Below are 25,301 nucleotides of genomic sequence, written 5' to 3' on the forward strand. Positions count from 1 at the left end.
GCTACGTCAGCGGGAATTTTAGAATATCCGCATTTATTAACTGTAAATGAGCATGTCTGTGTAATACTGACGCTAATGAAATCTGACTCAAGGTGCGCACGATGAAAAAACTGACTTTAAAAGACCTGAATGAAAGCCAGCTACAGCGAGTACAAGTAAGACAGGCTCAGGCCAGAAAAAGTTTAGATCGCCCGCTAACCAATGCCGAAAAAGGCAAAATCAAAGATGAGATGCTGAAAGAAATTGCGTTAGAGATGGATAAAGAAGCTAAGAAAGTACGCGCTGAGAAGAAAAAGCAAAAAGTGGTTCCTAGCGATGAAACCTTTAGCTGGTCTAAAAACAATCACTCGCGTGGTTTACGCTAATCCCCTTTCGACCCAACTCCCTGCTCTTGTGGGTGGGGAGTATCCTGTTTGCCGCTCGTAATTAACCAAACGCCCGCTAATATGGCGATCACGCCAGCCGTTTTAGTCCAGCTCACCGTTTCATTCAGCCACGGTAACGCAATGGCCGCGACGTAAACCAATGCATAGCTTAAACTCAACAGCGGATACGCTCGGCTGAGCGGTAAATAGCGCAGAGCACAAAACCAGCACACCATCGACAGCACATAGCCCAAGATCCCGAGACTAACCACCAGCAACGGTGCCGCATAGGCTATCAGCAACGTTAGCGGTTCAATCTCTAGCGACGAAATAATCGGAATATCCGCCATACCAGACTTCATCAGCACCTGCGCCACACTCACCAAAACAATGCTGCACGCGGCCCAAACATAGCCTTTTTTCATCACAGTCCACGACTCATTAGATAAATACCCAGCATAATTAACGCCACCCCGCACCAATGCCGCACACCCGCTTTCTCACCAAACCAATAGTGCGCGCACAGCGTGATCAGAACAAAGTTAATACTCAGCATCGGATAGGCAATGCCCAGCGGCAGGCGCTGCAAAACTAGCAGCCAGAGCAGCATTGCTATGCCGAGCGAGCAACAGGCGGCGAGTAACCAGCGTAACGTTGTGGCTAAGCGTGAAGACGGTGGGCGCTGTTGCCAGCACACCACCGCTTGTTTTTGGCAAAGTTGCCCGCCGCAGGTAAAAACGCTGGCGAGCAGAAGGAGCAAGTAACTCATTATTCGCTTTTCTTGTAGAACAGCACGACGTAACGGCCTCGTTGTTCAACGCTATCAGCCTTAGGTAAGCCTTCGTGGTCAAGAGTTTCATCTCTGGAGAGATGGATCATCAAGCTCACGTTGCCCTCTTTGCGTGCGTTGGCTAACCATCCAGCAAATTCATCTTTATTGATGCGATGGCCTTTAGCATCAGGATAGCCTAACCCATATCTCAACTCACCCGAATAATCAAACATCAGAATATCACTGCGTTTGAGTTCCCATGCCAGCCCAGCAGCAATACCCACCTCATCGCTTAATACATAGCGGCTGTTGGCGAGCTGCGGCATTACATCTTCAATAAAAGCCTGAGGGTTTTTGCTGTTCTCGATCTTCTGAGGAATAGCCTGCGCGATGAGCAATCCTAACACCAGCGGACATACCGCCGACCATAGCCAGTTTTTACCACCACGAACCAGCGCAATCACGCCGAAGAGTGACCAGCCGGCAAAACACACTACGCCGATGAGGATAGTGCTTAACTCACCCTGCTCACCGGTTCCATACAGTGGCGATTCAAAGTGACCTAGCGCCATCACCGATACGGCTATTGCGCCTACCACGCCAAACAGGATGTTAATCACCGCGTTGACTTTAAACGTTCGCCATTGCCCTTTTGCCACCAGTTCGGAAGCATAATGCGCCATCAGCAACGCCAGCGGTGCCATGCAAGGCAAAATGTACGTGGGCAGTTTGCCTTTCGCGATGCTAAAGAACAGGAATGGCATCACCAACCAACTGAGCAGGAAAAATCTGTCTGGATGGAAACCACGCCAGCCGTGACGAATAGCCCCCGGCAATAGCGCTAACCACGGCATAACACCGGCCACTAGCACCGGTAAATAGTACCAGAACGGCGCTTTGTGCTGAGCATCCGACTCGGCGAAACGCTGGATATGCTCAACCCAGAAGAAGTAATTCCAGAAATCAGGCTCGCGCAGATAAATACTCCACGCCCACGGAGCGCTCAGGATCGCAGCCACCACCACCGCAATGGGCCCAAACAAAAACAGCTCTTTAACCCGTTTTTGTTGGATAACAATCGGCAGAACGCTGATAACCGGTAACGCTAAGGCTAAGAACCCTTTGGTCATAAAGCCCATGCCACACGCAATACCGAGCAGCACGTAGGCACCGACTTTGGCTTTCGGCGTAGTTGCCTTCAAGGTGAGATAGAAACTCACCATCGCCGCCGACATCCACAGCGTGATCATCGGGTCTAGCACGCTATAGGTGCCAACCGCGTATACCAAGAACATGCTGAAATAGATGACCGCCGCCAAAATCGCCGTGCGGCTGTTTTTCCAAATCAGCATGGCCAGCCAATAGACTAACAGCGTGCTTAACGCGGTACAGAATACTGAACCGAAACGCACAGCGAAGTTATTATCACCAAATAACCATTGGCTAATATTGTTGATCCAATACCCAGCGACTGGCTTTTCAAAATAGCGAAGCCCCAGTAAATGGGGCACGGTCCAATCACCGCGAGCAAGCATCTCGCGGCTTATTTCGGCATAACGGGTTTCATCTGGCTGCCAAAGTGGACGCCAATTCAGAGGTAACAGGTACAGCAAGGCGAACAATAAGCCGGACAGTGTTTTAATCACTCTCACAAAGACGTCTCCGCTGGGTTTTCTACAGCAGGAGCCTGACAACCGAGCCAGCCCTCCCGCCCTTCAAATGATGAACGAACGATACGTCCCGTTGGGAGCTGCGCCCTATCGTTTGGCAACAGCGCAGACAACGGGCAAAATTCGATGTTTTCGGCTTTTAATCGGATCAATAATTGCTCAAACATTTCGGCTTTTACGATCCCTTCAACTTCGGCATGAATGGTATAGACCGGAGTACCTTTGTCGTTTTTGATCGCATCAATGATGAAATCATTAAACTGAGCGTCGGTAGTTAACGTCCCTACCGCTTCATCATAGGTCGGTAGCGTAACGGGGATTTGCACCGTGCCGTGCTGGCCGTTACTCATTTGAGGAATAAACGGCTGCGTTCCTCGACAATCGCTGTTGTAGCGCATGCCGTAAGATTGCTTCATATCCACAACGCGCTGATCGGCACGCCAACCCGCCACCGCAGAGCAATCCACCGCATAGCCTAAAATGCGCTGCATTTCCGCTAAACCGCGTTCAAACTCACGCTTGAGCCGAGCATCAGACCAGTGACCCACGTTCTTTTGCCAGCCGTGATGATCCCATGAATGCAGCCCCACTTCATGCCCCGACGTCGCGGTATGACGAATGATAAGCTCGTGAGGTTTACCAATTAATTTGCCTGGCCAGCAGGTGCCGGCCAGTAAAATATCCCATCCATACAGCGAAGCGGCCTGAGAACGAAGCATCTTCCACAAAAAGCGCGGCTTCAGCAGACGCCATAAATGGCGTCCCATGTTGTCCGGCCCCACGCTAAAGAAAAAGCTCCCTAAGACATCATGCTTTTGTAGCATGGTTAATAACTGCGGCACCCCATCACGGGTACCGCGAAACGTATCAACGTCAATTCTCAGGCCAACCCGTTTCATTGTGCCTCACCGCTGAGATCAACGGTACGCAGGAAGTAATCCAGCGTTTCTTCAACGGTCTGTTTCATTTCAACCGTTGGAGCCCAATGCAACAGACGCTTAGCGTTGGTGATGCTTGGTTTACGATGCTCAACGTCCTGATAACCTTTACCATAATAGCTGCTGCTTTCAATTTCTTTGAAACCGGCAAACGGTGGGAAGTGAGAACGCAGCGGATGACGTTCAAAACAATCCAACAGCATCTCACCCAGCTCACGAATACTGGCTTCGTTGTCTGGATTACCGATGTTGATAATCTGCCCGTTGCAGTTGTCGTCTTTGTTCTCAATAATTCGGAACAGCGCTTCGATACCGTCGCTGATATCGGTAAAGCAACGCTTCTGCGCACCGCCGTCCACCAGCTTAATCGGAGAACCTTCAACCAGATTCAGGATCAATTGGGTGATCGCACGGGAGCTACCGATACGCGCGGCATTCAGGTTATCCAAACGTGGCCCCATCCAGTTAAACGGACGGAACAGCGTAAAGTTAAGCTCATTTTTGGCACCGTAAGCCCAAATAACGCGGTCTAACAGCTGCTTAGACACCGAGTAAATCCAGCGCTGTTTGTTGATCGGGCCAACAATCAGGTTAGAGGTATCTTCATCAAAGTCTTTATCGTTACACATGCCATACACTTCTGAAGTGGATGGGAACACGATACGTTTTTGATATTTCACGCAGTCACGCACAATCTTCAAGTTTTGTTCGAAGTCTAATTCGAATACTTTCAATGGATTGCGGGTATACTCAATCGGCGTAGCAATCGCAACCAGCGGCAGGATCACGTCACATTTTTTGATGTGATATTCGATCCACTCATTGTGGATGCTGATATCGCCTTCAACGAAGTGGAAACGCGGGTTGCCGATAAAGCGCTCAATGGCATCAGAGCCGATATCCAAACCGTAGATATCGAAATTATCATCTTGCAGCAGGCGTTCTGTCAGATGGTTACCGATAAAGCCGTTTACGCCCAGAATCAGTACACGCGTGCGGCGCTTGATCAGGCTGTTCGGCTTATCCCACAGGCGAACTTTCGCCACAATGCCCATCTCGTTAGCCAGCTGAGAGCCCTGCGCATATAAACCGGCATCGCTTTGCCCTGTAACGATTTCCAGCGCGTTTTCACCGCAGGCAATAACCAGCGGTTTGGCTGACAGTACCGTACCCGGCTTGCTGCCTGATTTGTCTTCAACCACACGGCTACGCCATACGGTAATTTTTCTATCACCTAGGTAGCTAAATGCACCTGGGTAAGGTTCGGTTACCGCACGCACTAAATTGTGAATCACTGTTGCAGGCTTGTTCCAATCAATCAGGCCATCAGCCGCGGTACGACGGCCAAAATAGCTCGCCTGAGACTCGTCTTGTGCCGTGGTTTTCACGTTACCAGTTTTGATTAACGGTAACTGCTGGCCTAACAAAGCCACCGCAGCATCACGAATTTTGCTGTGCAGCGTCAGCGCCGTATCGTCGGCAGCAATATCCACCGCCAATTGCCCTGCGATATCACCGGCATCCGCTTTACGCGTCATTTGATGCAGCGTGACACCAGTTTGTGCTTCACCGTGTACCAACGCCCAGTTAACCGGTGCGCGACCACGATATTTAGGCAACAGTGAACCATGCAGATTCCAGCTACCGCGAGGGGCAATATCCAGAATGTCCTGGCACAGCATATTGCGATAGTAGAATGAGAAAATAACGTCTGGTTTTAACGCCTTAATGCGATCGATCCACAGTGGATGATTAACATTATCTGGTGCATAAACAGGCAGCTCCATTTCGGCTGCAACACGCGCAACTGAACCATAGAAATGGTTCTCACCCGGTTCATCGGTGTGGGTAAATACGGCAGAGATTTCATAACCCGCATCTTTCAGCGCTTTCAGTCCTGCACAGCCGATATCATGGTAAGCAAATACAATGGCTTTCATTACTCTTCTTCCTGTTGTTCAACAGATTCATGGGTCTTCAACGCGTCTGCGGAGACAATTTTTTGCACAAAATAGCGAGGGCGTGCGCGCACATCGTTATAGATACGCCCGATGTACTCGCCCAATAATCCCAGCCCAACAAACTGAGCGCCGATAAAGGTAAACAGCACGGCAAACAGCGTGAATACCCCTTCTGCGGCCCATGTTGGACCAAAAATCAAACGCATCGCGATAAGTAAGACCGCCAGAGTGAAACCGGAAAGCGCAATCACGCTGCCGACAATACTCAAAAGACGCAAAGGTGTGGTGGTCAAACAGGTCACGAGGTCATACATCAGATTGATGAGTTTTAAGAAGCTGTACTTTGATTCCCCAAACTCGCGCTCATCGTGGCGAACATCGATTTCAATGGTTCGACGAGCAAAGGTATTCGCCAGAATAGGAATAAAGGTGCTGCGTTCATGGCAATGCAGCATGGCTTCAATGATGGGACGGCGGTAGGCTCGCAGCATACAGCCATAGTCTCCCATTGATTTACCAGTGGCTTTTTGGATCATCATATTGATCATCTTGGAGGCCGTTTTACGGAACCAAGTATCTTTACGTTTGGCACGAACGGTGCCCACCACGTCATAGCCCTGCTCTGCCGTTTCAACCAAGCGAGGGATCTCTTCCGGTGGATTTTGTAAATCCGCATCAAGGGTAATAATTAAATCGCCAGAAACCTGATTGAATCCCGCCATGATGGCCGAGTGTTGACCATAGTTACGGTTTAAAAGCACAGCAACAATATGGTTTTCTGGGATCTCAGCCGCCTGGGTTAATATTTCCGCAGATGCATCATGGCTACCGTCATCGATCAAAATAATTTCATACAGCTTATTTAACAGCTCGCAGGCCGCATGGGTACGCTTAATTAAAATGGGCAAACTTTCCTGCTCGTTATACACAGGAATAACCACGGACACTTTTTTTATTGTGTTATCCGTACTTTTATTAACTTCACTATTACTCACTACAGGACTCCAGAATGTCAGATATTGCCTTTACAACGCGATCTACATCGCTGTCTTGCATATCAGGGAACAAAGGTAAGGTCATCAAACTCGCCGAGTTCCATTCGGTATTCGGTAAACTAAGCTCAGGGTATTTTTCCCGATAATATTTTTGGGTATGCGCAGCACGGAAATGCAGGCCGGTGCCGATGCCATGCTCTTTCAGCTTTTCCATCATGGTATTGCGATCGATACCGCACATTTCTTTATCCACACGCACCATAAACAGGTGCCATGCATGATGATGCGGGTATTCCGGAACGGTGAGCGGCAACAAAGGTGAACCTTGAAGCGCCTTGCGATAACGAGCAACCAGCTCTTGGCGACGCGCATTCATAGCAGGAAGTTTTTCCAGCTGAACTAGCGCAATCGCCGCATTGATATCCGCTAAATTGTATTTATAGCCCGGAGCGACAACTTCAGCCTGAGGTTTACGCCCCAGAGCCTGACGATCGAATGCATCCACCGCTAACCCGTGAAACTTGAAACAACGAACTTTATCCGCCAGCTCATCATCATCCGTAACCACCATACCACCTTCGGCACAGGTCATATTTTTGATGGCGTGGAACGAGAAAATCGCGGTTCCGTGCGAGCCAATCATTTCATCACCAAAACGTGTGCCTACCGCGTGGGCAGCATCTTCAATCAGTGGAATATTATGTCGCGCTGCAATCTCTCTTAACGCCGTTAAATCTGCTGGAGCACCCGCATAGTGAACCGGAATAATTGCCTTGGTTTTTTCGGTAATAGCCGCTTCAATCTGAGCAGGCTGAACCATCAAGGTATCCCGATCAACGTCAATCATTACTGGCTCTGCACCCAGCAGAGTAATGATGTTGATCGTCGACACCCACGTTTGGGATGGCGTAATAACCTCATCACCCGCGCCAATGCCCAGCGCCATTAACGTCACGTGCATCCCGCCGGTGGCAGAGCTCACGGCAATGGCGTGTTTCGCACCAACGTACTGGCTGAAGGCAGATTCAAGCTGCTGACATTTAGGACCTGTGGTGATCCACCCCGAACGTAATACCTCAGCAACCGCAGCGATTTCATCCTCCCCCATTGAGGGGACTGAAAATGGGAGAAACTCTTTCATCCGTTACCTTATATTTATTCTATGCCGAGGATTCAATTTGAAGCACTTAATCAAAGTCACTACAAATACCAAAGCGTGCATTGCGCTTGTCTATGTTGAGAATAAGTATAAAAGCTTAGATTAACATTAAGATAAACGCAGACTAAACATAGCGGATGATTGGGAAAAAGTATGGGATTGGTTGAAGGAATATTGATTTAAGTGAATTAAATCGAAAATTTAACGAAATGGTTTATTAAATATTTACTTACTCTGCTATTAATTTTCTTGGCTATATTTATTATTGGCTCTGGTATACCCAAAATAATTGGAGTTGCTTCACAAAAGGCTTCAGACTTTTGAACAGCTCTTGCACTGGCCCCAACGGGGCGAGGCATCGCCGAGTAACGCGGCAAGTGAGGAAATCCCGATGAGCTTACTATAGTAAGGGATTCGGATTCGGGTGCGCGAGCGTAGCGAACACCGAAGCAGCTTCAAGTATGAAGGGTATAAACAAACCAGCGTTGCCCCTCGCTTTCTAATTCACGAAAATCTATTTCAAACAGCGCAGAAAGATTCTGTACCGTCATTACGTCACTTGCGGCCCCTTGCTGTGAAACCACCCCAGCCTTGAGCATCCAAACCTGCTGGGCGTGTCTCTGTGTATGATTCAAATCGTGTGCACTGACGATGACACTAATCCCAAGCTGGGTAAGCTGCTCGAGCAACTGATCTACAGCCGCCTGCTGGCTGATGTCTAGGCTGTTCATCGGTTCATCTAACAATAAAAGCGATGCTTGGGGATTTAACGTTGGCCATACCTGCAAACACACGGCGGCAATTCGCACCCGCTGCCACTCGCCGCCAGAAAGATGAGTCAATGGACGCGCAAGCTTATCACTTAAGTTGAGTGTTTCTGCCAGATAGCCAACCACACCATCAGCAAGCTCACCATCACAGCCTGTAGGTTGGTGTAACGCAAGAAACTGAAAAACAGGCATTACTGCGCTGGGCTGTTGTTGCTGATGCAAATAGGCGCGATAGCGTGCCAGTTCGGTCGCGGTGAGTTTTTCAATGTCGAGCTGATTAAGCATAATCGTGCCTTCACCTGGTAAGATACCGGCGATGCGCGATAGCAACGTGCTTTTACCTGCGCCATTCGGCCCAATGATATGAATAAGCGCCCCACGATTTACCTGTGCGCTAAAGGGTAATAGACGAGTCCCTGCGGAAACATTGTGTAGAGAAAGACAGTTCAGCGACAGCAGATCTCTGTTTTGATTCATCATTAGGCTTTGACACTCCGTGGTCGTAACAGCATCCAGATAAAAACAGGCGCACCGAGAGAAGATGTCACTACACCAATCGGCAATTCAGCGGAGAAAAGTGCCACGCGCGCCACCACATCGGCAAACAACAACACACCGGCACCGCCCAGCGCACAGGCCGGCAAAAGTGCACGATGATCGGTAATCCCCATCAGCCGCAGCATGTGCGGTACAACTAATCCGACAAAACCAATCACACCGGCCAGCGCAACGCTAACGCCCACCAGCCAGCCAATCGCCACCACAAGTAAATTACGCCACACCACCAGCGAAAGTCCGAGCTGGCGCGCTTGAATATCGCCCAGAGACATCAGGTTAAGCACTTTACCTTGATACAGCAGCCAAACAAATACTGGAATGAGCGCTAGCACCAGCCATTTTTGACGCCAATCCACGCCGCTAAATCCGCCCATCAGCCAATACATCAGCTGGCGCAAATCCAAACTGGAGCTAAAATAGACCGCCCACGTCATCACTGCGCTACAGGCAATGCCGAGAGCAACGCCAATTAACAACAGCCGCGAATTTGTCAGCGATTTACGGTGTGCAAATATCATCAGCAAAGCGGTAATCGCCAGCGCACCAATAATCGCACAGGTGCTGAGTACCCACACGGGGAGCATACTTTGGCCGAGTAATACCGCTAGTACTAACGCCACGCCCGCGCCGTTAGAAACCCCTAAAAGCCCCGGTTCAGCCAGCTGATTATCAAACAGCGCCTGCATCACCGCACCGGATATTGCCAGCGCAGCACCGACGGCCATCACCGCTAGCACCCGCGGTAAACGGAGTTGCCACACAAAAAGCTGGGCACTTTCACTTAGCCATTGCGTGGGCCACATCCAGAGATCGCCCGCACACAGGCTGACTATCACCGCAAACAGTAAAAATAGCGTCAGGAGCCACAATCGTCGGCGATCGTGTTGCTTCTGGCGCTGCTGTAAAAGGGAAAAATGCGAAAGTGTTGGCGTGTCAGCGTTTGGCATAGTACTCATTAAAGAGATCTAATCAGAGGTTGGGTATGGGTACAATAATTAAACTTGGCTATTCATCACCGTGATAAGGCTCAACAAATGTACCATCATGGCTATCTATTTCGTTAAAAAACCATACACCATTCGGATAATCATCCAGCGTGACTAAATACATCACGCCTTCACTAAATTCTTCAACTTCAACAATTTTACCAATTCGGCGCGGGCCACCATCGGTTTTAACACTAACGAGGTCATTCACTTTCATCTATGGATTGTCTCGCGATATTTGGGTTGATGGACGTTAGATAAGAAAAAGGCCACCCGCAGGCGGCCTTTTTGTTTTGCGTATTACTCTTTCGGTGTCGCGTTCTCGACCCGGCTCTTGAGCTTCTGCCCCGGACGGAAAGTAACAACACGGCGCGCCGTAATCGGGATATCTTCCCCGGTTTTCGGGTTACGTCCCGGCCTCTGGTTTTTGTCGCGCAGATCGAAGTTACCGAAACCGGATAACTTAACCTGCTCGCCATTTTCCAGAGCACGGCGAACCTCTTCGAAAAATATTTCTACGAGGTCTTTGGCATCCCGTTTGCTAAGCCCAAGCTTCTCAAACAGGTGTTCAGACATTTCAGCTTTAGTAAGCGCCATAAGTTCAATCCCTCAAGGATGCTTGGAATCGCTGTTTTAATGCCTCTACACATTTTGCGACGGTAGCGGCAATCTCCTCTTCTTCCAGTGTACGGGTGGTATCTTGCAATACCAGACTGATAGCGAGGCTCTTATAACCCTCGGCAACACCCTTACCACGGTACACGTCAAACAAGTTTACGCCAACTACCTGATTTACGCCAACTTTCTTACACTCTGCCAAAATATCTTCTGCAGGGACATTTTCAGCCACTACAACGGCGATATCACGGCGGTTTGCAGGATAGCGTGAAACCTCGCGAGCCTGCGGAATACGGCGCTCTGCAAGGGCTTCCCACTCGATTTCGAATACCACGGTGCGACCGTTCAGATCCAGTTTACGTTCCAGATCAGGGTGAACAACACCAATGAAACCAACGCGTTTGCCTGCTAAATAAATTGCCGCACTCTGCCCCGGATGTAAAGCAGGGTTAGTTTCTGCTTTAAATTGGACGTCATCCAATTTACCGGTCAAATCTAAAATAGCTTCTAAATCACCTTTCAGATCGTAGAAATCAACAACCTGACGTTCTAAATTCCAGTGCTCTTCGTAACGGTTACCCGCGATCACACCGGCCAGCATGACATCCTGACGGATACCCAGATTAGCAGCAGTATCAGGAACAAAGCGTAGACCCGTTTCGAACAAACGTACACGTGACTGCTGACGGTTCTGATTATAGACCACCGCAGACAGCAAACCGCTCCACAGAGACAGGCGCATCGCTGACATTTCTACCGAGATTGGGCTTGGCAAAATCAGCGCTTCTTCCGCTGGGTGCAGCAATGCTTGAACTTTAGGATCAACAAAGCTGTAGGTGATCGCTTCTTGATAGCCACGATCGACCAGCATTGTTTTCACGCGCTTAAGCGGCAAATTCGCTTCGCGGTGTGAAGTCATGATCAGGTCAGCTTTCACCGGCACGTTAGGAATATTGTTGTAGCCGTAAACACGGGCCACTTCTTCCACTAAGTCTTCTTCGATTTCCATATCGAAGCGCCAGCTTGGTGCGACGGCCTGCCAAGTGTCGTTGGCAAAGCTGACCTTGCAACCTAAACGCTCAAGGATATCGGTAACCTGTGCGTCTTCAACGTGATGGCCAATTAAGCGATCCAGTTTCTCACGGCGCAGCGTGATCGTAGCGCGCTTAGGCAGCGTTGCTTCATTGGTAACATCAATGACTGGACCTGCTTGACCACCGCAGATATCAAGCAGTAAACGCGTCGCACGTTCCATCGCCGCAGCTTGCAATGCCGGATCAACGCCACGTTCGTAGCGGTGAGAAGCATCGGTATGCAGACCCTGACGGCGTGCACGACCGGTGATAGACAGCGGGTTGAAATATGCACATTCCAGCAGAACGTCTTGTGTTTCTTCGTTCACGCCAGAGTGTTCACCACCGAAGATACCGCCCATCGCCAGCGCTTTTTGCTGATCGGCAATCACTAAGGTATCAGCCGACAGCGTAGCTTCATTGCCGTCCAGCAGAGTCAGCTTTTCGCCCTCTTTCGCCATACGCACAACGATGCCACCTTCTAGGCGGTTAAGATCGAACGCATGCATCGGCTGACCCAGTTCCAACAGAACATAGTTGGTCACATCAACCACGGGATCGATAGAACGAATACCGCAGCGACGCAGTTTTTCACGCATCCACAATGGCGTTGCGGCTTTAACGTTAATCCCTTTCACCACGCGGCCCAAATAGCGTGGGCAAGCGTCGGTTGCTTCAACCGTAATTGGGAAAGTGTCATGAATTGCCGCAGGAACCGCGTCCATCGCAGGCACGTTCAGAGTCAGCTTATTGAGCACCGCAACGTCACGTGCAACGCCAATAATCCCTAAGCAATCCGCACGGTTCGGCGTTACGCTAATTTCAATCGCGTTATCATTCAGCTTCAGATATTCACGGATATCGGTGCCGATAGGCGCATCTGCTGGCAATTCAATGATGCCGTCGTGATCTTCGGAAATACCCAGCTCAGAGAACGAACACAGCATCCCTTCTGAAGGCTCACCGCGCAGTTTCGCCGCTTTGATTTTAAAATCGCCAGGCAATACAGCGCCAATAGTCGCCACGGCGACTTTTAGACCTTTACGACAGTTTGGAGCACCGCAAACGATGTCTAACAGACGCTCGCCGCCCACGTTAACTTTAGTGACACGCAGCTTGTCTGCGTTTGGATGCTGGCCGCACTCAACCACTTCACCCACGAAAACGCCGTTAAATTCGCCAGCAACCGGTTCTACGCCGTCAACTTCCAGACCGGCCATAGTAATTTGTTCTGATAATTCTTCGCTGCTAATGGCAGGATTTACCCACTCACGCAACCAGAGTTCACTGAATTTCATGTGATAATCCCGCCTTACTTAAACTGTTTGAGGAAACGCAGATCGTTTTCGAAGAATGCACGCAGATCGGTTACGCCATAGCGCAGCATGGTTAAACGCTCCATGCCCATACCGAATGCGAAGCCAGAGTAAACTTCTGGATCGATACCTACGTTACGCAGCACGTTTGGATGCACCATACCGCAGCCCAAAACTTCCAGCCATTTACCGTTTTTGCCCATCACGTCAACTTCGGCGGAAGGCTCAGTGAACGGGAAGTAAGAAGGACGGAAACGAATCTGTAAGTCTTCTTCAAAGAAGTTATTCAGGAAATCGTGCAGAGTGCCTTTCAAGTTGGTAAAGCTAATATCTTTATCAACAATTAGGCCTTCCATTTGATGGAACATTGGCGTGTGGGTCTGATCGTAGTCGTTACGATATACACGGCCCGGCGCAATGATGCGGATTGGCGGCTGCTGCTCTTTCATCGTGCGGATCTGCACACCCGAAGTCTGGGTACGCAGCAGGCGTTTTGCATCAAACCAGAAAGTATCGTGGTCTGCGCGCGCTGGATGATGGGCAGGAATATTTAAGGCGTCGAAGTTGTGATAGTCATCTTCGATTTCTGGGCCGGTTTCAACGGCAAAACCCAATTCGCCAAAGAACGTTTCAATACGTTCAATAGTACGGGTTACTGGGTGGAGACCACCGTTTTCCATGCGACGTCCTGGCATAGATACATCGATGGTTTCTTCGGCCAGACGGGCATTGAGCGCAGCTGATTCCAGATCTGATTTACGGGCATTCAGAGCTTCCTGAACTTCCTGTTTAGCCTGGTTAATCACAGCACCCGCTGCGGGACGCTCTTCTGCTGGCAGTTCGCGCAGTGACGTCATCTGCAGCGTCAAATGGCCTTTCTTACCCAAATATTCAACACGCACGTTATCTAGCGTGGCAATATCCTGAGCATTCTCTACGGCTGCCTTTGCTTGGGCAACCAACTCTGCGAGATGTGGCATTGCTTTCCTCTTCTTCCAGCCTGTTAGGCCCGATTGTCGATGGTGAGAGTCTCCCCTTCGCACTTGAAGTTGCTGCTATAGAAACCGCCACTTCAAATACTCAGGGAATATACCCTTCATGCTTGACGTTGCCCTGGCGCAACTTCACTCATTGGGGGGTATCGATCTTCTTAAGTGCGCTCATGAATAAACCTGCATCGGAGAATCATGTTAAAGCAAAAAAAAAGCCTCCGCGAGGGAGGCTTTCAGCGCTATTTTTCGTTTCTTTTCTTACGCGCAAAGCCTCCTGAATTCAGGCGCTAAAGTAAAAAAAGAAACGGAAAATAGCAGCGTGCATGCTTGCATTACCTTAAATGAGTGAAAAAACTGATTCTATTGAAAAACTTAGCGGACTGAATGTCAAGCCAAACACAAGCCAAACAACAAAAAGCAAAAGAGGGAGCAAGCTCCCTCTTTCATCTGATGGCTTACGCCAGAGCAGATTTCGCTTTTTCTACCAGAGCAGCAAACGCTACTTTGTCGAATACAGCGATGTCAGCCAGGATCTTACGGTCGATTTCAACAGAAGCCTTTTTCAGACCATTGATGAAACGGCTGTAAGAGATACCGTTCTGACGTGCAGCAGCGTTAATACGTGCAATCCACAGCTGACGGAACTGACGTTTACGTTGACGACGGTCACGGTAAGCGTACTGGCCTGCTTTGATTACTGCCTGGAAGGCAACACGATAGACGCGCGAACGGGCACCGTAGTAGCCTTTCGCCTGCTTCATTACTTTTTTGTGACGTGCGCGTGCAATTACACCACGTTTTACGCGAGCCATATGCTCTCCTTAAGTCTTAATCTTGATTCAAAAAATGTTTACTTATGCGTACGGCAAGCACGCTACGACCAAGCCCAGATCCCCTTTGGAAACCAGACCTTTTGGACGCAGATGACGCTTACGCTTAGTAGATTTTTTGGTCAGAATATGACGCAGGTTAGCATGTTTACGCTTAAAACCACCACCGGCGGTCTTTTTGAAGCGCTTGGCAGCGCCACGCACAGTTTTAATCTTTGGCATTTCGATTTCCACTTCGCATTGTTAATTACATGAATCAGTGAGGCGAATAACGCCAGCGACAGACCGAAATCCATCGCTGGCAGTATTACTTGAGAGCCTTACTGTTTCTTCTTAGGTGCGAGCACCATGATCATCTGGCGGCCTTCGATCTTCGTAGGGAAGGATTCGACTACTGCCAGTTCACTCAGATCTTCTTTCACGCGGTTAAGCACTTCCATACCGATCTGTTGGTGCGCCATTTCACGTCCACGGAAACGCAGAGTGATTTTGGCTTTATCGCCATCTTCCAGAAAGCGAACCAGGCTGCGGAGTTTTACCTGGTAGTCGCCATCGTCGGTTCCAGGTCGGAATTTGATTTCCTTAACCTGAACAATCTTTTGCTTCTTCTTCTGTTCTTTGGTGGCCTTACTCTTCTCATAGAGGAATTTGCCGTAATCCATGATTCGACAAACTGGCGGCTCGGCATTTGGGCTGATTTCTACTAAATCAACACCCGCTTCCTCAGCCTTTTCCAAAGCTTCATTCAGACTGACAATACCAATCTGCTCGCCATCAACGCCTGTTAAGCGAACCTCTTGGGCGCGAATTTCTCTGTTGATGCGATTAGGACGCGCCGGTTGAACTCTTTTTCCGCCTTTAATAACTCGATTCCTCTAATTGGTGAAGACTACGGCTGCGAATCTCTTTTTGCAGCTTTTCGATCACTTCATTTACATCCATGGTTCCCAGGTCTTTGCCGCGGCGGGTACGAACGGCTACTTTGCCAGATTCGACCTCTTTGTCGCCACAAACCAACATGTATGGGACACGACGTAAAGTGTGTTCGCGGATTTTAAAGCCTATCTTCTCGTTTCTCAAGTCTGATTTTGCACGAATACCAGCAGCTTGCAGCTTTTTGGTTAATTCATCGACATAATCAGCCTGTGCGTCGGTGATATTCATCACCTGAACCTGTACTGGTGCGAGCCAAGTTGGGTAGAACCCAGCATACTCTTCAGTCAGGATACCGATGAAGCGTTCCATCGAACCAAGAATAGCACGGTGAATCATCACCGGAACTAAACGTTCGTTGTTTTCACCCACATAAGACGCGTTTAAACGGCCTGGTAACGAGAAGTCGAGCTGCACAGTACCACATTGCCATGCACGATCCAAACAGTCATGCAGAGTAAACTCAATCTTAGGTCCGTAGAAAGCGCCCTCACCCGGCTGATATTCAAACGGAATACCGTTTTCTTTCAGCGCTTCGGCCAAGTCTTCTTCCGCACGATCCCAAACTTCATCACTACCAATACGTTTTTCTGGACGAGTAGACAGTTTCACCACGATTTTTTCAAAGCCGAAGATGCTATACATGTCGTATACCATCTTGATACAGCTGTTAACTTCATCGCGGATCTGCTCTTCAGTACAAAAAATATGCGCATCATCCTGAGTGAATCCACGCACGCGCATCAGTCCATGCAGTGAACCCGAAGGCTCATTACGATGACAGCTACCGAACTCACCCATACGCAATGGTAAATCACGATAAGATTTCAGACCTTGGTTGAAGATCTGAACGTGACCTGGGCAGTTCATTGGTTTGATGCAGTACTCGCGGTTTTCAGAAGACGTGGTGAACATTGCATCTTTGTAGTTCTCCCAGTGTCCTGTTTTTTCCCACAGTACGCGGTCCATCATGAACGGACCTTTTACTTCCTGATAATCATATTCTTTCAGTTTAACGCGCACGAACGCTTCCAACTCGCGGAAGATAGTCCAGCCATCGTTATGCCAGAACACCATACCCGGCGCTTCTTCCTGCATATGGTACAGGTCGAGCTGCTTGCCGATCTTACGATGGTCGCGTTTTGCGGCTTCTTCCAAACGTTGCAGATAAGCATTTAACTGCTTTTTATCTGCCCATGCGGTGCCGTAGATACGCTGTAAAACGGTATTATTGCTATCGCCGCGCCAATAGGCACCAGACGACTTCTGCAGTTTGAAATGATGGCAGAAACGCATATTCGGCACGTGCGGACCACGGCACATGTCGATATATTCTTCGTGGTGATACAAACCTGGTTGGTCATCACGACTGATGTTCTCATCCAGAATCGCCACTTTATATGGTTCCTGACGTGCTTCAAAAGCGTCACGGGCTTCTTGCCAGCTCACTTTTTTCTTAATCACGTCGTAATCTTTATCTGCCAGCTCATGCATACGCTTGTCGAGCAGTTCAAGATCTTCCTGCGTCAGGGTATGGTCAAGGTCTACATCGTAGTAGAAACCGTTGTCGATCACTGGGCCAATGGCCATTTTAGTGTTCGGCCACAGTTGTTTGATCGCATGACCCAAAAGATGCGCGCAGGAATGGCGAATAATTTCTAAGCCTTCCTGATCTTTTGCGGTAATGATGGAAACACTGGCGTCTTGTGTAATCGGATCGCAAGCATCAACCAGCTCACCGTTAACGCGACCCGCAATGCAGGCTTTCGCCAAGCCAGGTCCGATATCCATAGCAATATCCATTACGGATACAGGTTTGTCGAACTGGCGCTGACTACCGTCAGGAAGTGTAATAACAGGCATTTATATTCCTTATCTACAGTGGTGACCCACACGACAGGCCACATATAGAAAACAATTTGTATTTAAAATCATCGTTTTATGGGCGCCATCCTGCTGTACTTTGCAAGATCTGTACGCAGCGTGATACATAAAACGCTATGCACCCCTGAATACTCACACCCACTACCGCCGATATTAACACCCACAGAGAATGGGTTAAACAAAAACACGGCTACCCAACGATTCTTACCTGCTCTCCCCTCGGTAAATGTTACGTTAGATCAAATAACTGACGGTTAAAGAAAAGACATTTCCAAATTTTTCAAACAGATCACACCGCATGATAATTCACATAGATAGCGCTCTGTACAACTACGTACGCACAGCGCCATCAAATTCCGATAAGCCTGTTACACAGTTGCACAGTTGCACATAGGCCGAAAACTAATGCACCAGTAGCAATCTGGATGCATATTTATGCTGCCAAATAAAAATAACGCACGGGTAATTAATATATACGATTAGATAAGGTTGGAGGAGTTGTGTATTTATTAGTCTTGGAATATAAAATAAAGCGCCGGGAGGCACCCCGGCAATAAAAACAATGTAAAGAATGAATATCTATATTAAGACATATTACGTAATCTGCATTGGCATGCAGTGGCCTAAAAATAGTATTCCTATAACAAGGAATCAAATTAACAAAATGTGCCTAAGCCAATAAAAATATTAACGGTCATTAACGATATAGTTCAAAAGCTAGATCTTTACGTATGTAAATCAATTAAGTGAGAGTTATCATATTTAAACTTTTATCTAATTTCGCATTTTTTGCGCTTTTACTCTTTCAGTAAAGCCGACAATATCGACAGCACTTGGCTTATTTAGTTCATTAAAATGTTCGAATATTGTTGAGTATAAAAAAAAGCAATTGGCATCAATGCAATAAAAAAGATTAAGGAAAATAAAATGAAACGCAAAGTTCTCGCAGTGGTAATACCAACATTAATGGCATTAGCAGGAACCGCCCATGCCGCAGAAATTTATAATAAAGATGGCAATAAACTCGACTTACATTTCAAGGTCGATGGCCTTCACTATATTTCAGATAACGATAATGCCGATGGCGATCATTCCTATGTGCGTGGCGGCTTCAGCGGTGAAACACAAATTACGGATATGCTGACCGGCTATGGCATGTGGGAGTATCAAGCGAACCTAAACCACACTGAAGGCGAAGATAATAGAAACTTTAGCCGTTTCGGTTTCGCGGGCCTAAAATTCGGGGATTATGGCTCTTTAGACTATGGTCGTAATTCGGGGATTATTTACGACATTATGGCTTGGACCGATATGCAGCCTGAGTTCGACGGGAGCACCGTTGGCGCTGACAACTTCATGTTTCAACGTGCTGGCGGCGTGTTAACCTACCATAACCGCGATTTCTTCGGCTTGGTCGATGGCTTGAACTTCGGTATTCAGTATCAAGGTAAAAATGACGACCCAACTGAAAACAAAGATGGCCGTGATGTATTAAGCCAAAATGGTGATGGTTACGGTTTATCACTCTCTTACGATCTCGGCTATGGCTTTAGCCTCGGTGGCGCCTACTTCCAATCTGACCGCACAAACGATCAGAATAGCGGCGGTAAAGGTGGTCGCTATAATGATATTATGGGTAATGGCGATAAAGCCGAAGCTTATACTGTGGGCGTGAAATACGAAAACAGCGGCTATTATGCAGCAGCAAACTATACGCAATCCTATAACGCCATTCGTTTCGGTAATTCTAACGACCATAACGAAGCCTACGGCTACGCAAACAAAGCGCAAGGCGTAGAAATGTATACCGGTTATACCTTTGATTTCGGCTTGCAACCTTTCGTCGGCTGGAACTATGTTGAAGGTAAAGACCTAGGCAGCAATGGCGCATCTCGCGATTATGGCGATCAGAAATTGGTTAACTTTATCGATATTGGTGCAACCTACTTCTTTAATAAAAACATGTCTACCTATGTCGATTATAAAATTAACATGATCGATGATAACGACTTTACTCGTTCAGCGGGTATTGATACGGATGATACCGTTGCATTGGGGATTGTTTACCAGTTCTAAACGCAGCATCATGATCAATAAAAAATAATATATTAGTTATTAACAGCCTTTAGCCCAGCGTTCTGCTGGGCTTTTTTTATTTTAAACCGGAGATAAGTAAAATTTAAAAATACACAATCTACATCGCTAAAGAAAAACCAGCATCCATATAAAAATAGAAACAAACGTTGTAGAGATAAGCAGTATCGGCGCATATGAGCATGACCTCAATATAATAACCCATAGGTATTAAAAGGTTTAAGGATGCATTACGCATGGGTATTCATTTTTACTGCATGACAATTATAATAAAATCATTTTTATTTATTACATGTATAAATAAATGAACAGCACTGTTAAGTTTCGATTTTATGTCTCAGTTTAGAACTCGATGTTTTTCTAGTCATAATTTGTTACACTACCTCACGTTAGTTTTCGATATCTCAGCACTCCCTTTTTATGTTTCGATTGAAGCGTTTGTCTTCACTCGCAGCACATTGTTTTTTTGAGTTCAATAGCCAACTTCACAAACCAAGGTAATTAGATGTATCCAGCAGCATGGGCCTTTATAAAAACGGTGTATTTGATCGGCTCAGTCATTTCCGCATTACTCACTTTCAAGGCCTGTGCTGACCCCTCGCTTAAAATCAGGATCTTTACCGCGATACTGATTGGGCTAACGTGGCCCATGAGCTTTCCCATCGTGTTGCTGTTTTGGGCGTTTATGTGACGCATGATGAGGCTTGGAATGCTGCTATTTATTATTGCAGCGACGAGATAAGTCATTTCAGAGCAAAATCACCTCAGTTTTTATAAGATTTATCTCAGATTAGCCATCAGGCGAGAAAATAAAAAACTCGTTGGGTAGAATTAAAAAATGCCTAAATGAATACCACGGAATGAATTAAGGTTTGTTATGTACGCACTCGTGATGATGGTCTGCTATCTCAACGGCCCCTGTGAAAATTTGTACCTTGGTGGTTTTGATACTGAAGAACAATGTGTGCGCGAAATGAATGTGCAGCGAATTCAACGCGGCGGATGTATCCCGCTTGAAAATGTACTGGACGATTTTTGGCAGCCAGCAACCCGCGCTGCTGACTTCCCTCGCCTGTTCTAATGTGGGCCGATTTGCAGCAAAAGTTCATCTATACGCTTAATGACTAACGTGCTGGCGTGTTCCATAGTAGCTAAACTCATTTTTAAACGTTCATCATCGCCCGCCCTAAATGCCACTAATGCTTCTCGCCCTGAACGATGCACCTCAGCGTGCGGTGCTTCAAGCTGCGCAAAGCTGCTAAGGTGAGAAAACTCCCGCCCTGCATCTCCATAGAACCATTTTCCTAAGCGGCAATCTGTATGGCTGTTAACTTCTGCAACCTCATCACGATGCAAGATCAGTTCATACACTTTGACTTTCCAAATGACGTGATCGAGCTTAACCGTATTCAGAAACTGTTGGGTCGCGATAAAGCGAATGATTTCCTGCATGTGGGCTGAAAGCTCAATAACCTGCTGCAACATCTGGCAAGCCTGTTCCGTCGCGTGGCGAATATCATGAGTGGACTGATTATTTTCCCCAACGCTAGCACTCACGCTCTTCGCATGCTGATTAATATCCTGAGTCAGAGCGGTTATATTTCCCGCCTGAAGCTGAATTTCCGAAGAGAGTTGTTTGATTTCTTTTGCAATAACAGAGAATCCAGCCCCTCGCCCGCCAACATGGGCAGCCTCGATGGCGGAGTTGATCGCCAGCAGATTGGTCTGTTTCGAGAGCTTATTAATGGCATCAATATTGTTATTAATCCCTTTAAGCACAGCAGTCAGTTCGTCAATGTAGCCGATACTCTCACCAGAATGCTGTTCAATAAGATTCACCAATTCAGAAAGCCGCCCCATTCCCTCGCGTGCCTGCTCATTCTTATGGTTAAGCTCATCAACAGTCACTAATTCTTGCATTAAGCTTTGACTGGAGTGCAGCAACGAATCTCGAATAATTTCTATTGCGCCAATACCCGAAAGAAAACTATGACATAGCAATTCGCCATATGACTTCTGCACGGGTTCCTGAGGATCTATTGCTACAAATTTCTCCGTTGTAGCCAACGCGGCTGGTTTCTGCGTTAAGAGTCGTTCCTGTTTATACCCAAACCATCGCTTTAATTGCGTATACATTGCCTAAACCCTCTCCTTATCTTGGATATACCAAGCCACCTGGCATGGCAATTCAATAACACTTAGCCGATCTGTATGGCATAAAGCGTTATCGGCATAAGCCACTCAATATTTATGGTTATTATGTTTTGGTAAAAATTTTGTATTTTTTATGTGACGTATAAAGCGAGTAAAAATAGAGAGTTAATGCGATGTAAAAAATTAAAATGGAAATGAATTCCGTTTCGATGTGGAAAAAAACTTATCCCCTTCTATGCTAAATAACGGGCCATCTGGTACCCGCACACGCATATGAATCAATCAGGAGAGAAGTTATGGGAAAATCATTCGTTCGAATCGGGATTTTTGAAGTGGAAGATGCAGAGCTGTCAAAAACGCCAGATAGTCAATTGAAGAGCCACACACTCAGCATTCCCTGCAAGTCAAACACCGATCTTTGCATGCAGCTTGACGGCTGGGATGAGCAAACCACCGTTCCCGCACTGTTAGATGGCAAAAACGCGCTGCTTTACCGCAACCATTACGATCGCCAGAGCGACGCTTGGGTTATGCGTTTTGCATAATGGGGAAGCCCTAGACAAGGATAAGTTTGATAACCTTGTCTAGGTGTATCAGCGTCTAGGTGTATCAGCGAGCTCGCGAAAAATTGGAAATGCAGTCCATTTTGAATAGTTAATGCTTAAAAAGTTAATGCGCATCACGTAGCTGAGAAGCATCAAGCGTAGGCAACACCGGCGGCTCTACGGGTTTAGTTTTAGCAAAGATATAATCCAGAATTGCGCGCGTTGTCGGCGCTGCGGAGACACCATTTCCCCCACCATTTTCCAAAATAACGGCAATCGCGACCTTAGGATTTGAATACGGCGCAAACGCCGTGTAGAAGATATGATCGCGCAGCTTCACGGGGATCATTTTGGCGTTATAAACCTGATCTTGTTTCAGCCCAAATACCTGAGAGGTACCTGACTTCGCCGCAATTTCATAAGGCGCAGTGTGGAAATACTTGTAGCCAGTGCCATTAGGATAGTTTGCCATTCCAAACATACCTTTTTTCACAATACCCCAGATCGGCGATTTTGGATCGGCCACCTGCGTGTGCTCCTCCTGCTGATAACGCTCAACGTGGTTTCCTTGTTTCATCGAATACATCAAATGCGGCGTTTTCGTTGTACCATCGTTGATGAGCGTGCTTAGCGCCTTAACCATCTGAATCGGCGTTGCAGTCCAATAGCCTTGTCCAATGCCCACAGAAATCGTATCGCCTTGGTACCACATTTTTTTATGAACTTTCTGTTTCCAGGCTCTATCGGGCAAAACGCCTTTTGCCTGTTCCATTAAATCGATGCCGGAATATTGCCCGTAACCAAATTTGCTCAGCCATTCATGAATGCGATCGATCCCCATCTCATAGGCCACCTGATAGAAAAACGTATCCGCTGATTCTTCAATCGCCTTGGTCACATTTAACATGCCGTGGCCGGTTTTCAGCCAGTCGCGATAATGCCGATTAGTACCGGGAAGCACCCACGTAGGTTGACCAAAAAACGTGGTCTGCGGCGTGATAACGCCGGCAAAGAGTGCCGATGTAGCCATGAACGGTTTCACCGTGGATGCAGGCGGATAAATCCCTTGAGTGACACGGTTAATCAGCGGTAAATCAGGATTATCAAGCAACGCCTGATAAGACTTATACGATATACCGTTCACAAAAGGGTTCGGGTCATAGCTTGGGCTAGAAACCATCGCCAAAATGCCGCCGTCGCGCGGATCCATCACCACCACGGCGGCGCGCTGCCCTTTCAGCAGCTTCTCAATATATTGCTGGAGAGGAAGATCTATCGTCAGATAGATATTCTTTCCGGCCTGCGGCGGGGTTTCGGTGAGCTCGCGCACCACGCGGCCATGGCTATCAACCTCAACCTCCTGCGATCCCGTGGTGCCGTGCAGTTGTGTCTCGTAATAACGTTCGATCCCCTGCTTACCGATGTCGTGATCGGCCGCATAGTTTTCACCTTCACCGGCCTCATTCAAGCGTTTGGCATCACGATCGTTAATCTTTGAAACATAGCCAACAACGTGGGCTAGCTCAGCGCCGTAAGGATAGTAACGCTGCTGGTAGCTGCTAATCGACACGCCGGGAAATTCAAATTCATTGACAGAAAAACGCGCGACTTCAACATCGGTCAGCGCTTCTTTAAGGGGGACTTCAGCAAAACGTCGAGAGGACTTCATCGCCTCATGGAAGTTATTAATATCATCCGGCGTTAAATCCACTATCGGCGTCAGCGCTTTGATCGTTTGGTCTAAGTTAGCGACTTTCCCCGGAATCAGTTCAATTTGATACAGCGTTTGGTTTTCTACTAAAGGCGTTCCGTTGCGGTCATAAATCAACCCGCGTACCGGCGCAATGGGCAGGGTTTTAATGTCGTTGGCGTTCGAGCGTGTTTGGTACTGTTCGTGCTCTTCTACCTGAAGATGATACAGATTGAACACTAATACGCCGAATAGCAGCACAACCATCACCGCGGCAATAATTGAACGGCGGATAAACAGCGTCTCTTCAGCACTGTGATCGCGAAATGGCTCTGGCAAACGGCTCATGACTGGGCATACAGGTGCAAAACGACCTGTCGGATTCACTCAATAACTAAAGGGACGCTAAGGCTAAACGCAATCGGAAGCGAGTGAAACCACGGTGATGCTAATGAGTCATCATCATTGTTTCAGAATGTGAATATATTCGTGAGATGTGACAAGACAGAAGTATTTGAACTCAGTAAAGGAAAAAACGGCCTGCGAACGAGGCCGTTGATGAAGCAACTAACTAATAATCGACGACGTTGGCGCTGCAACATCTTTTGGGTTAGCACCGAAACGGTTGCTACCTGGCTGGCTATCAAAGACGGCGAAGATAAACAACACAAACCAGCCAACGATCGGGATAAGACCGATCAACACCCACCAGCCGCTACGGTCGGTGTCGTGCAAACGACGAACCATAACCGCAATAGACGGAATAATTAGCAGCAGGCCATACACCACGGTCAGCACGCCTTCGCCACTCTCATTGCTCCAGCCTAATGCGTCCTGTACAAACCCCAATAGAATAGTAATGATGGCGTTTATCAGTACGAACCACCAATATTCTCTACGTCTAGCGCGGTCACGAAAATTGAAATAGTTCTTCAGAACCTTAAGATACCAATCCATCGTTCTTCCTTTTATTCAGAGCCATAAACCTCACCTGATTG

The 25,301-nt window shown here is 47.7% G+C and carries 26 protein-coding genes and 1 other annotated feature; of the genes, 4 read left to right on the forward strand and 22 right to left on the reverse strand.

The window, feature by feature from the left end; translation table 11 throughout:
- Positions 1-101 precede the first annotated feature (101 nt).
- Positions 102-365, forward strand: a complete 264-nt coding sequence (locus RSC70_RS06145) for a DUF3811 domain-containing protein (RefSeq protein WP_040045005.1) — start codon at positions 102-104, stop codon at positions 363-365.
- On the opposite strand, the gene arnF is transcribed toward RSC70_RS06145, so the two are convergent.
- The 18 genes from arnF to thrS all read right to left on the reverse strand — a co-directional run bounded on the left by arnF (position 362) and on the right by thrS (position 17,799).
- The gene (gene arnF, locus RSC70_RS06150) at positions 362-790 is read right to left on the reverse strand and encodes a 4-amino-4-deoxy-L-arabinose-phosphoundecaprenol flippase subunit ArnF (RefSeq protein WP_130971213.1); all 429 of its coding nucleotides are present in this window, start codon (positions 788-790) and stop codon (positions 362-364) included. The genes RSC70_RS06145 and arnF overlap by 4 nt on opposite strands.
- The gene (arnE, locus tag RSC70_RS06155) at positions 790-1,137 is read right to left on the reverse strand and encodes a 4-amino-4-deoxy-L-arabinose-phosphoundecaprenol flippase subunit ArnE (protein ID WP_025801277.1); all 348 of its coding nucleotides are present in this window, start codon (positions 1,135-1,137) and stop codon (positions 790-792) included. Before arnE ends, arnF begins: the two co-directional genes overlap by 1 nt.
- On the reverse strand, positions 1,134-2,789 hold the full coding sequence (arnT, locus tag RSC70_RS06160; RefSeq protein WP_234618443.1) for a lipid IV(A) 4-amino-4-deoxy-L-arabinosyltransferase: 1,656 nt from the start codon (positions 2,787-2,789) through the stop codon (positions 1,134-1,136). Before arnT ends, arnE begins: the two co-directional genes overlap by 4 nt.
- Complete coding sequence (gene arnD, locus RSC70_RS06165; protein WP_234618442.1) at positions 2,786-3,706, reverse strand: 4-deoxy-4-formamido-L-arabinose-phosphoundecaprenol deformylase; 921 nt, start codon at positions 3,704-3,706, stop codon at positions 2,786-2,788. Before arnD ends, arnT begins: the two co-directional genes overlap by 4 nt.
- Complete coding sequence (gene arnA, locus RSC70_RS06170; RefSeq protein ID WP_130998515.1) at positions 3,703-5,685, reverse strand: bifunctional UDP-4-amino-4-deoxy-L-arabinose formyltransferase/UDP-glucuronic acid oxidase ArnA; 1,983 nt, start codon at positions 5,683-5,685, stop codon at positions 3,703-3,705. The genes arnD and arnA overlap by 4 nt, the downstream gene beginning before the upstream one ends.
- Positions 5,685-6,701, reverse strand: coding sequence for an undecaprenyl-phosphate 4-deoxy-4-formamido-L-arabinose transferase (gene arnC, locus RSC70_RS06175; RefSeq protein ID WP_332542051.1), 1,017 nt, complete (start codon positions 6,699-6,701; stop codon positions 5,685-5,687). The genes arnA and arnC overlap by 1 nt, the downstream gene beginning before the upstream one ends.
- The gene (arnB, locus tag RSC70_RS06180) at positions 6,694-7,842 is read right to left on the reverse strand and encodes a UDP-4-amino-4-deoxy-L-arabinose aminotransferase (protein WP_332542052.1); all 1,149 of its coding nucleotides are present in this window, start codon (positions 7,840-7,842) and stop codon (positions 6,694-6,696) included. Before arnB ends, arnC begins: the two co-directional genes overlap by 8 nt.
- Before the next feature lie 473 nt (positions 7,843-8,315).
- Positions 8,316-9,110, reverse strand: coding sequence for a vitamin B12 ABC transporter ATP-binding protein BtuD (gene btuD / locus RSC70_RS06185; protein ID WP_332542053.1), 795 nt, complete (start codon positions 9,108-9,110; stop codon positions 8,316-8,318).
- Positions 9,110-10,135 carry a vitamin B12 ABC transporter permease BtuC gene (gene btuC, locus RSC70_RS06190; RefSeq protein WP_130934723.1) on the reverse strand — a complete coding sequence of 342 codons (1,026 nt, stop codon included), beginning with the start codon at positions 10,133-10,135 and terminating at the stop codon, positions 9,110-9,112. The genes btuD and btuC overlap by 1 nt, the downstream gene beginning before the upstream one ends.
- 58 nt (positions 10,136-10,193) lie before the next feature.
- Positions 10,194-10,391: a protein DsrB gene (gene dsrB, locus RSC70_RS06195; protein ID WP_025801269.1), complete on the reverse strand. Its 198-nt coding sequence runs from the start codon at positions 10,389-10,391 to the stop codon at positions 10,194-10,196.
- Positions 10,392-10,474: 83 nt separating this feature from the next.
- Entirely contained in the window at positions 10,475-10,771 is a 297-nt protein-coding gene (gene ihfA / locus RSC70_RS06200; RefSeq protein ID WP_004089944.1) for an integration host factor subunit alpha, read from the reverse strand.
- Between the two features lie 4 nt (positions 10,772-10,775).
- Entirely contained in the window at positions 10,776-13,163 is a 2,388-nt protein-coding gene (pheT, locus tag RSC70_RS06205) for a phenylalanine--tRNA ligase subunit beta (RefSeq protein WP_130986683.1), read from the reverse strand.
- Between the two features lie 14 nt (positions 13,164-13,177).
- Positions 13,178-14,161 carry a phenylalanine--tRNA ligase subunit alpha gene (pheS, locus tag RSC70_RS06210; protein WP_025801267.1) on the reverse strand — a complete coding sequence of 328 codons (984 nt, stop codon included), beginning with the start codon at positions 14,159-14,161 and terminating at the stop codon, positions 13,178-13,180.
- Positions 14,162-14,378: 217 nt separating this feature from the next.
- Positions 14,379-14,503: a sequence feature (Phe leader region), on the reverse strand.
- Complete coding sequence (gene pheM / locus RSC70_RS06215) at positions 14,454-14,498, reverse strand: pheST operon leader peptide PheM (protein WP_121626058.1); 45 nt, start codon at positions 14,496-14,498, stop codon at positions 14,454-14,456. It overlaps the preceding feature by 45 nt.
- 125 nt (positions 14,504-14,628) lie before the next feature.
- Positions 14,629-14,985: a 50S ribosomal protein L20 gene (gene rplT, locus RSC70_RS06220; RefSeq protein WP_004089950.1), complete on the reverse strand. Its 357-nt coding sequence runs from the start codon at positions 14,983-14,985 to the stop codon at positions 14,629-14,631.
- 42 nt (positions 14,986-15,027) lie between these two features.
- Complete coding sequence (rpmI, locus tag RSC70_RS06225) at positions 15,028-15,225, reverse strand: 50S ribosomal protein L35 (protein ID WP_025801266.1); 198 nt, start codon at positions 15,223-15,225, stop codon at positions 15,028-15,030.
- Between the two features lie 98 nt (positions 15,226-15,323).
- Positions 15,324-15,866 carry a translation initiation factor IF-3 gene (gene infC, locus RSC70_RS06230; RefSeq protein ID WP_025801265.1) on the reverse strand — a complete coding sequence of 181 codons (543 nt, stop codon included), beginning with the start codon at positions 15,864-15,866 and terminating at the stop codon, positions 15,324-15,326.
- On the reverse strand, positions 15,862-17,799 hold the full coding sequence (thrS, locus tag RSC70_RS06235) for a threonine--tRNA ligase (RefSeq protein ID WP_040045013.1): 1,938 nt from the start codon (positions 17,797-17,799) through the stop codon (positions 15,862-15,864). Before thrS ends, infC begins: the two co-directional genes overlap by 5 nt.
- A gap of 948 nt (positions 17,800-18,747) precedes the next feature.
- Between thrS and ompC the strand changes: the two genes are divergently transcribed.
- Complete coding sequence (gene ompC, locus RSC70_RS06240; protein WP_025801263.1) at positions 18,748-19,896, forward strand: porin OmpC; 1,149 nt, start codon at positions 18,748-18,750, stop codon at positions 19,894-19,896.
- Positions 19,897-20,415: 519 nt separating this feature from the next.
- Here the strand turns inward: ompC and RSC70_RS21020 are convergent.
- The gene (locus RSC70_RS21020; RefSeq protein ID WP_063587215.1) at positions 20,416-20,661 is read right to left on the reverse strand and encodes a hypothetical protein; all 246 of its coding nucleotides are present in this window, start codon (positions 20,659-20,661) and stop codon (positions 20,416-20,418) included.
- Positions 20,662-20,791: 130 nt separating this feature from the next.
- On the opposite strand from RSC70_RS21020, the gene RSC70_RS06250 reads away from it, so the two are divergent.
- On the forward strand, positions 20,792-20,995 hold the full coding sequence (locus RSC70_RS06250) for a DUF1482 family protein (RefSeq protein WP_025801261.1): 204 nt from the start codon (positions 20,792-20,794) through the stop codon (positions 20,993-20,995).
- On the opposite strand, the gene RSC70_RS06255 is transcribed toward RSC70_RS06250, so the two are convergent.
- Positions 20,992-22,050 (reverse strand): methyl-accepting chemotaxis protein, encoded by a 1,059-nt coding sequence (locus tag RSC70_RS06255; protein ID WP_332542054.1) that lies wholly within the window; start codon positions 22,048-22,050, stop codon positions 20,992-20,994. The genes RSC70_RS06250 and RSC70_RS06255 overlap by 4 nt on opposite strands.
- Positions 22,051-22,364: 314 nt before the next feature.
- On the opposite strand from RSC70_RS06255, the gene RSC70_RS06260 reads away from it, so the two are divergent.
- Positions 22,365-22,613, forward strand: coding sequence for a DUF1480 family protein (locus tag RSC70_RS06260; protein ID WP_025801259.1), 249 nt, complete (start codon positions 22,365-22,367; stop codon positions 22,611-22,613).
- 124 nt (positions 22,614-22,737) lie between these two features.
- Here RSC70_RS06260 and mrdA read toward each other — a convergent pair whose 3' ends face one another.
- Entirely contained in the window at positions 22,738-24,651 is a 1,914-nt protein-coding gene (mrdA, locus tag RSC70_RS06265) for a peptidoglycan DD-transpeptidase MrdA (protein ID WP_332542055.1), read from the reverse strand.
- Between the two features lie 219 nt (positions 24,652-24,870).
- The gene (locus tag RSC70_RS06270; RefSeq protein ID WP_040045017.1) at positions 24,871-25,260 is read right to left on the reverse strand and encodes a DUF805 domain-containing protein; all 390 of its coding nucleotides are present in this window, start codon (positions 25,258-25,260) and stop codon (positions 24,871-24,873) included.
- Between the last annotated feature and the right edge of the window lie 41 nt (positions 25,261-25,301).

It is taken from the genome of Hafnia sp., assembly GCF_036648275.1.
Taxonomy (GTDB): domain Bacteria; phylum Pseudomonadota; class Gammaproteobacteria; order Enterobacterales; family Enterobacteriaceae; genus Hafnia; species Hafnia alvei.